The following is a 7,711-nucleotide window of genomic DNA, read 5'->3' as shown; positions in this document are numbered from 1 at the left end:
GCCGCGAGTGGGGGTCCCCCCGCCCGGAGGGTGGGGGAGGTGCCGGGGCACGCGAGCCCGACCAGATCCGAACGAGAGGGCCTAGCCGCGCCTCCGGGCGACCTGCACGTTCTCCAGCACGCCGAGCGCGTCGGGCAGGAGGACGGCCGCGGAGTAGTAGGTGGTGACCAGGTAGGACATGATCGCCTGCTCGTTCATGCCCATGAAGCGCACCGAGAGACCGGGCTCGTACTCCTCCGGAAGGCCCGTCTGGCGCAGGCCGATGACGCCCTGGTTGTCCTCGCCGGTCCGCATGGCGATGATCGAGCTGGTGCTCTCCTTGCTGACGGGGATCTTGTTGCAGGGCAGGATCGGCACTCCGCGCCAGGCCGGGACCTGCTGTCCGCCGAGGTCGACGTGGTCCGGGTAGAGGCCGTACGCGTTGAACTCCCGTCCGATCGCCGCGATGGTCCTCGGGTGGGCGAGAAAGACCCTGGTGCCGCGGCGGCGGCTGAGCAGCTCGTCGAGGTCGTCCGGCGTGGGCGGGCCCGAGTGCGGCTGAATCCGCTGCTTGAACGCGGCGTTGTGGAGCAGGCCGAACTCACGGTTGTTGATCAGCTCGTGCTCCTGGCGCTCGCGCAACGCCTCGATGGTGAGCCTGAGCTGCTCCTCGGTCTGGTTCATCGGCCCGTTGTAGAGATCGGCGACCCTCGTGTGGACACGCAGAACGGTCTGCGCGACGGAGAGTTCGTACTCGCGCGGGTGGAGCTCGTAGTCGACGAAGGCGCTCGGCAGCCCGGCTTCTCCGGTGTGGCCCGCCGACATCGCGATCTCGGCCTCGCCGTGCTTGTTCTGCCGCTGGTGGGGCAGCGAGCGGAACTCCTGGAGGTGCGCCCGGAGGCGCGGCGCCCTGGACACCACCGCCTCGAAGTCGGCGCGTGACAGGGTGAGCTGGGTGCCCGCGGTCTCGGCGGTGGCCGTGCAGTCCCACCTCGCGTCGCTGTCCACAAGGGCGTTCTCGCCGAAGTGACCGCCGTCGGCGAGCGTGGCGACGGCGACCTCTTCGTCGTACTTGCCGACGGAGGTCTGGGCGATCCGGCCGTGGGCGATCAGGTGGATTCGCTCCGCGGGGGTACCGCGTTCGACCAGCACCTCGCCCGCGCGGAAGTCGCGCTGGACGCACCGGCCAGCGATCGCGCTCAGCACCTCGTCGTCGTCGAAGCCGCGCAGCAGGGCCAGTTCGCCCAGCTCGCGCGGGATCACCCGGACGTCGGTCCCGTCCTGGACGAACTCGATGTACCCGTCACCGACGCTGTAGCTCAGCCGGCGGTTCACCCGGTAGGTGCCGCCCTTCGTCTCCACCCAGGGGAGCATCCGCAGCAGCCACCTGGAGGTGATCTCCTGCATCTGCGGGGCGGACTTGGCCGTGGTGGCGAGATTGCGGGCAGCCGCGGTGCCGAGACTGGACTGCCGAGACGGCTCCAGCTGCGCTTCCGGGCTGGTGTCAACGGTCATCGGGCGGGTTCTCCTTTGCGACGGCGGTGATCGGATCGGCGTATCTGCACCGACCGGTGGAGGGAGGAGGGAACAGGAAACGAGGAACCCAAGAGCGGAGGAGCGGGGGAAAGGGGGAATGAACGGGAGAGCGCGAGCGGTCGCCTCGAACTCCGCAAACGCTAACGGCCCATGCGCTCAACTCGCCCGGATCAGCGGGCTAGTTACCTCGTTACGGGGATCTCGTCGTGTCCCGTGTTTATCCGGACTGCCGGCGGCTTAGAGGCTGCGAAGACGTGCTCGACGCGGCCACGGGCCTGTCTGCGGGTCGTGTTGTGGGCGTGCTTCCGTCGGGCAGCTCTTCGCCCGGGGCCGCGGCAACGCGCCCAGGTGCTCGGCGAGTTCCGCGCCACCCGGTGGCAGAGCCGGCCCGGGGGCCAACCATCCGGAGCGGAACCGGCGCCACTGGGATGACCACGCCGCGGCCCGGCAGGGCGCGCTCCTGCGAGCAGGCGCCCACCTTGTCGGGATCGACCTGTCGGAGAGACAGATCGCCACAGCACGAGAGATGCAAGCGGAGTTCGGCCTCGACTTCTTCCTCGTCCTGGGCAAGGCCGGGCAGGTCCCCTACAACGATGGGCAGTGGAGTTCACCGACCCGCACACCGCGCACCGCGCACTGCACGCCGCGCACCGGGACTACCCCGAGGTCTCCGACGACTGGCCGAAGCCCGCGCTTCGGCGACGATCGGCCCATGCCGACCTGGCCCCGGGCCGACTTGGCCGGAGCATATCCAGCATGTCCGGCCAGTGCGTGACCCCCTTGTTCGGGTTCACCCGGCCGCGGGCCGGGTCATCCACCACGCCCCGAGTTCGCGATCAACTTCTGTGCCGATCCCGGGTTCCGACGCTTCAACAAGGCTCTGGCCGCGCGCGGGAGGCAGGTGCTTACAGAGGCACGGGTCCGTAACTCCACGGCCAGTAGGCCGCCTTCGGCACTGGGCGGCGACATCACGCCAACGTGTCAAACAACGCTGCCCCGTCATGTCATGTTCTCTCATTGGCCATCGTGTACCGCAAACCTCATCCAGCGCATGTTCGACATCGGAGAGTTATTCAAACAAGTGGGGGGCCACAGATGCGAAGACGCAACGTACGCCGCGGTCTGGTCGCGGCGGCAATCGGGGGCGTGCTCGCCGTCACCACTACGACCACGTCTCAGGCGGCACCGCCTGCACTCACGAATCCGGGCCAAGGCGGCAGCGCTTGCCGGTAAGCTCGGGAACGACCGTACTGCTGGCGTCTACTATCGAAGCGGGCGGCTGGTCATCGCCGTCACAGATCAAGCCGCGTCGGAGACAGTGCGGGACGCGGGCGCCCTGGCGGAGGTCGTGTCCAACAGCTCGGCCGACCTCGACTCCATCAAAGTCAAGCTGGATCAACTGGCGGGGATTCCTGACACCGCATGGGACATCGACCCGACCGCCAACCGGGTAGAAGTACAGCTCTACGATGGAGTTTCCACAGCGGACAGGGACCGAATCGAGAAGGCGATCTCCGGGTACGGAAGTGCGGTAGAAATAACCGATCACCCCGGAAAGATCGAGTCGACGGCTTCCTACGAGATGCGCGGCGGGCTGGGCATAACTTCAGGGTACGTCGACACCAACGGGGACAGCTGGATTGTCACCTGCAGCGCAGGGTTCAATGTCCAGGACAGTAACGGCAAGAAGTACATGCTCACGGCCGGACACTGCATGAACGATGGGGCTACCGTCTGGAGTCGAAGGAGTGGCAGTATTCCCCTCGGGATAGCCAGCAACTGGGTCTATGGAAACGACTCGGATCAGTCTGACTACGGAATCGTGCCATACAGCAACGCTGACATCGTGGCATACGGATCGGTCCAATACAGGGACGGATCAGAAGGGCAGATCACCAGCTCCGCTCCCCCATACGCCGGGGAAGAGACGGAGCGGATCGGCACTACTAGCCAGGACTTGATCGGCAAGGTGCTTTCAACCGACTCGACGGTCACGTATGACGACGGGGTTACGCTCCATCATATGATCAAGGCAAGCAACTGTACTGTACACGGTGACAGCGGTGGACCCCTGATCTCGGGTGAAACAGCCCTCGGAGTCTCGTCGGGGGGTAACTATGCAACGAGCCCCTGTGCCGACCAGGACTCTCAGTCGGATCGCGTCAGCTACTACGATCCTGTGTGGCGCATATCCCTGGCAACGGGACTGAACGTCTACTGAAAATCGCTTCCGCCCCGCCGCCTGCGAGGGCCTCAGCGGCGGCGGGACGGCAGATGTGAATACAATTCCCTCACGGAAGGCGTAAATCGGAGCCACTCGATCGAGTGGAGAAGGAAATTTGCGCCTCGATCATCACAGGGAATCCGTCTCCGACATATCCAGAGGGTTCCATGCACACGAGCCTGAAGCGATTCGGCACTCTTTCCCTGTCCTCCCTCTTGGCTTTCTCCCTCCTTGCTGGTTGCGGCGAACAGCACACCGACAGTCGGGTGCCTCACCAATCGCTGCGAGAGCAGAAGGTGCGGGCGAACTCTGTGGCTGGCGCCTGGGCGGGTTCCACGGCCGCCGCCGCATGGAATAAGGGCTACTACCCCATGGCCGACGCCGTGCAGATACCGGAATCCGGGTGGAGGAGCGAAGAAGACAAGCAGGCGTACAAGAACCACAATTTCGTTCTCCGGGGCCATCTGCCGGGCGCTGCTCCCGCCCAAGGGAAGGTCGACTGGGTAACCGGAGACGCGCTTACTCGCCCGCAGTGGGGAGCGATGAAGGCGTATGAGTCCTTCGCCACCGATCGGGCGGTCGGGTCCCGACTTGCGGTAACGGGTGCTCGGCTCGGCCGTACAACGATCGAGACCAGCCGGGGCAAAGCAACCGTCCCCGCATGGCTGTTCACTCTGGACGGCTACAGCACCCCTCTCGTACGCGTCGCTGTCGTTCCCTCGGAGCTTCCCAAGTCGCCCATCGGAGCTGTCCCGCAGGGGGCTTCCGGTGGTCTCAGGAGCCTCGCCGGCCTGAAGCAGACGGCGCCGGACGGCCGATCCCTCACCGTAGGAGCCACACACGGAGCGTGCGACGACGGCCCTGTCGTCAACGCCCTTGAAACCGAGGCCAGCGTCGTGCTGTACGCCTCGGTCAAGAACCCGCGGAACAGTCCTTGCACCGATGTCATGGCGGAACGAAATATGACGGTCGAGCTACGACGGCCACTCGGCGACCGCGTCGTCCTGGACGCGCTCACGGGTCGGCCAGTGCCGTTCGGAATGCCGAACGACCCGTCCCCGACCTGGACTTAGCCCGTTTCCAGGAGGGCGACGCCGAGTCCGCGGGCGGCGAGGTCAGTGGTGCCATCGCCCTCACCTCGACCCCGCCGAAGGACGGGGCGGGGGCCCGTGCGCAGGTCGTCCGGCGCCAGCCGGACGGAAGTTGGCTCCGCCTGATCGACCAGCCCGAGTTCGTCACCCCCGCCGGCTGAGCCACATCGCGGGAGCGCGGCACAACGGGGGCGCTTCCGAGGGCCGCTACTGCCGCGCTTCGGCGTAGTCGGCGACCGCCACCCCGGTGAGCCGTTCCGACTCGGTCCAGAGGCGGGCGTTCGTCGACTCGTTCAGGGCCCTGCGGGTGATGCGTGCCGGGCCTCCGGGGCCGACGAGTTGCAGTGTGCCGGTGGGGCCGTAGTACGCGCCCTGCGTGGCCGTCGGGCTGGTGGCCGCCTGGAGGAGGGGCTCGGTGCCGGGCTCCACGGTCTGGGTCGGGAGGACGGCGCCGAGGACCGTGGTCAGACGGCTCATCAGGGTCCGCCTGCCGTCGCCCAGGTTCGCGCCCGCCGTCTGGAGGTTGGTGTGGGTGTAGCCCGGGTGCGCCCCGGTGCTGGTCAGCGGCCAGCCGTGCTCGTCCGCCAGGGCCGCGAGCCGGCCGGTGAAGATCAGGTTCGCGAGCTTGGACTGGGCGTACGACCGGCTCGGGCTGTAGCGCCGCCGCTCCCACTGGAGGTCGTCGAAGTCGATGCGGCCGTAGTTGGCGGTGCCGCTGCTCATGGTCGCGACCCTCGGCGCGGGTGCCGCAAGGAGCGCGGGCAGCAGCCTGAGCGTCAGCGCGAATGGACCGAGGTAGTTGCTGCCGAACTGGAGCTCGAAGCCGTCCGCCGTCGTCATGCGGGTCGGCGGGGACATCACTCCGGCGTTGTTGACCAGCAGGTCGAGCGGGGTCCCGTCGGCGATGACGCCGTCCGCGAAGTCCTTCACCGACGCGAGGTCCGCCAGGTCGATCCTGCGCACTTCCACGCGGGCGTGCGGGTGGCGGGCCAGGATCTCGTCCCGCGCCTGCTCGCCCTTGGCGGGTGTCCGTACCGCCAGCACGACCCGTGCGCCGGCGTCCGCGAGCCTGCGGGCCGCCTCCTTGCCCGTACCGCTGTTCGCGCCGGTGACCACCGCGAACCTGCCCGACTGGTCCGGTACCTCGTACATCGTGCTCATCCTCTCGCCGTCCGTTGGCCGTGAGTGTGCTGTTCATGTGCCGCCGGCCGGGGCCGCCACCCGCCGCCCGCCGAGCGGCCGATCGGGCACGCAACCACCCGGCCCCGCGGCGCGCTCTCGATGATCATTAGAGACCGACGGTCTGTTGCATTCCAACCTAACAGACCGGCGGTGCCTTAACAACAGACCGGAGGTCTGTAAGCGTCTGTACGATGGAGGCATGGCCACCCCCTTCCAGCGCGCCCGCAGCGAGGAGCAGCGCGCCGTGCGCAGACAGGCGATCCTCGACACGGCCGCCGCGATGCTCACCGAGCTGCCCGTCGCGCAGGTCAGCCTGAACGAGCTGAGCCGTCGCGTGGGCCTCGCGAAGTCGAACGTGCTGCGCTATTTCGAGTCCCGCGAGGCCGTCCTGCTGGAACTCCTCGACCAGGCGACACGTGCGTGGCTCACGGAGCTGGAGGGCGCGCTCGCCACCGCCGTCGACCCCGCGGCCGGGGCTCGCGAGCGCGTCGACCGACTGGCGGGCGTCTTCGCGAGAACCCTCGAAGGACGGCCCGTGCTGTGCGAACTCGCCGGCGCGCAGGCGGCGGTCCTTGAGCGCAACGTGTCCACGGCCGTGGCCGCCACCTACAAGCGCGCCGGCATCGAGACCACGAGCGCGCTCGCGGACCTGTTCCACCGCCGGCTGCCCGAACTGGACGACCGGGACGCGCTGCGGCTCGCCGCCGGCTCGCTGATGGTCGCGGCCTCCCTGTGGACACACGCGCACCCTTCTGCCGCCGTACGGGCCGTGTACGACACCGAGCCGGAACTCGCCGTCATGCGCGTCGAGTTCCGTGCGGCCGTGGAGGAGTTCGTCGCGGTCATCGCCTCCGGGGCCCTGGCGCGAAGCGAGGGGACGTGACATCGTCCACGGCCGCGAAGCCGGCCGGCGCGCGCCGCGTCTGGTACGCCTCGTACGGGTCCAACATGCGGAGCGCACGCTTCCGTTGCTATCTCGCGGGCGGACGGCCCGAGGGCGCCGCCCGTACCTATCCCGGTTGCCGCGACCCCCGGCCGCCTGCCGCCTCCGCGCTGCTGCGGCTGTCGGGGGCGCTGTACTTCGCGGCCGAGTCCGAGGTGTGGACGGGCGGCATGGCGTTCTACGACCCGGACGCGCCGGACCTGCCCGGCGGCCCCGACGCCCCGGACACTTATAACGGGCCCGGCCACGCGCACCGCGCGCACGCGCCGGACGACGCACACGCCCCGGGCGCGGGCCTAGGTGCCGCGTCCGGCGGGGCGTCGGGGCGGGTGCTGGTCCGCGCGCATCTGATCACCGCCGAACAGTTCTCCGACGTCGTCGCGCAGGAGATGCACCGCGCCCCCGGCACCGGGCCGCATCCGGACATCGACCTGGCGGAGGTACTGGCCGCGGGCCGGGTACGGCTCGGCGACGGGCGCTACGAGACGCTCGTGCACCCCGGCGACCACGAGGGTGTGCCGGTGGTGACCTTCACCGCGCCCTGGGGCGTACGGGACGTCGCGGCCAACCCGCCCTCACCCGCGTATCTCGCGCAGATCGCGGGCGGGCTGGTGGAGGCCGGCGCCGGTGACCCGCTGACCGTGGCGCACTACCTGGCCCGGTGGCCCGGCGTCGCCGGGCACTGGAAGGTGGCGGACATCGCCGCGCTGGTACGGCTCAGCTGAGGCGGACCGCGGGCCGGGGCCGGGGCGGGGG

At 68.8% G+C, this 7,711-nt stretch carries 6 protein-coding genes and 1 pseudogene; 5 read left to right on the top strand and 2 right to left on the bottom strand.

All coding sequences use genetic code 11. The annotated features are described in order from the left end of the window. Window positions 1–81 precede the first annotated feature (81 nt). Window positions 82–1,494, bottom strand: a complete 1,413-nt coding sequence (locus LCE31_RS33270) for a family 2B encapsulin nanocompartment shell protein (protein WP_225021117.1) — start codon at window positions 1,492–1,494, stop codon at window positions 82–84. A gap of 1,072 nt (window positions 1,495–2,566) precedes the next feature. Between LCE31_RS33270 and LCE31_RS33265 the strand changes: the two genes are divergently transcribed. From LCE31_RS33265 to LCE31_RS33255, 3 genes and pseudogenes are all read left to right on the top strand, one after another. Continuing rightward, window positions 2,567–3,736, top strand: coding sequence for a S1 family peptidase (locus LCE31_RS33265; protein WP_225021115.1), 1,170 nt, complete (start codon window positions 2,567–2,569; stop codon window positions 3,734–3,736). A gap of 314 nt (window positions 3,737–4,050) precedes the next feature. Next, complete coding sequence (locus LCE31_RS33260; protein ID WP_225021113.1) at window positions 4,051–4,812, top strand: hypothetical protein; 762 nt, start codon at window positions 4,051–4,053, stop codon at window positions 4,810–4,812. A gap of 41 nt (window positions 4,813–4,853) precedes the next feature. Further along, window positions 4,854–4,991 (top strand): annotated as a pseudogene (locus LCE31_RS33255) (DUF4440 domain-containing protein); the annotation flags it as partial. A 46-nt stretch (window positions 4,992–5,037) separates the two neighbouring features. Here LCE31_RS33255 and LCE31_RS33250 read toward each other — a convergent pair. Beyond that, a complete protein-coding gene (locus LCE31_RS33250; RefSeq protein ID WP_225021111.1) occupies window positions 5,038–5,982 on the bottom strand; it encodes an SDR family oxidoreductase in 945 nt (314 codons plus the stop codon). A gap of 229 nt (window positions 5,983–6,211) precedes the next feature. On the opposite strand from LCE31_RS33250, the gene LCE31_RS33245 reads away from it, so the two are divergent. Both LCE31_RS33245 and LCE31_RS33240 read left to right on the top strand, forming a co-directional pair. Continuing rightward, window positions 6,212–6,895 (top strand): TetR/AcrR family transcriptional regulator, encoded by a 684-nt coding sequence (locus tag LCE31_RS33245; protein ID WP_225021109.1) that lies wholly within the window; start codon window positions 6,212–6,214, stop codon window positions 6,893–6,895. Further along, window positions 6,892–7,680, top strand: coding sequence for a histone deacetylase (locus LCE31_RS33240; RefSeq protein WP_374118633.1), 789 nt, complete (start codon window positions 6,892–6,894; stop codon window positions 7,678–7,680). Before LCE31_RS33245 ends, LCE31_RS33240 begins: the two co-directional genes overlap by 4 nt. The last annotated feature ends 31 nt before the right edge of the window (window positions 7,681–7,711 follow it).

Origin of the sequence: Streptomyces sp. 8L, from assembly GCF_020176795.1 — a bacterium.
Classification (GTDB): Bacteria; Actinomycetota; Actinomycetes; order Streptomycetales; family Streptomycetaceae; genus Streptomyces.
Note: the sequence above shows the minus strand (reverse complement) of the source record. Positions and strands in the feature narration are given on the sequence as shown.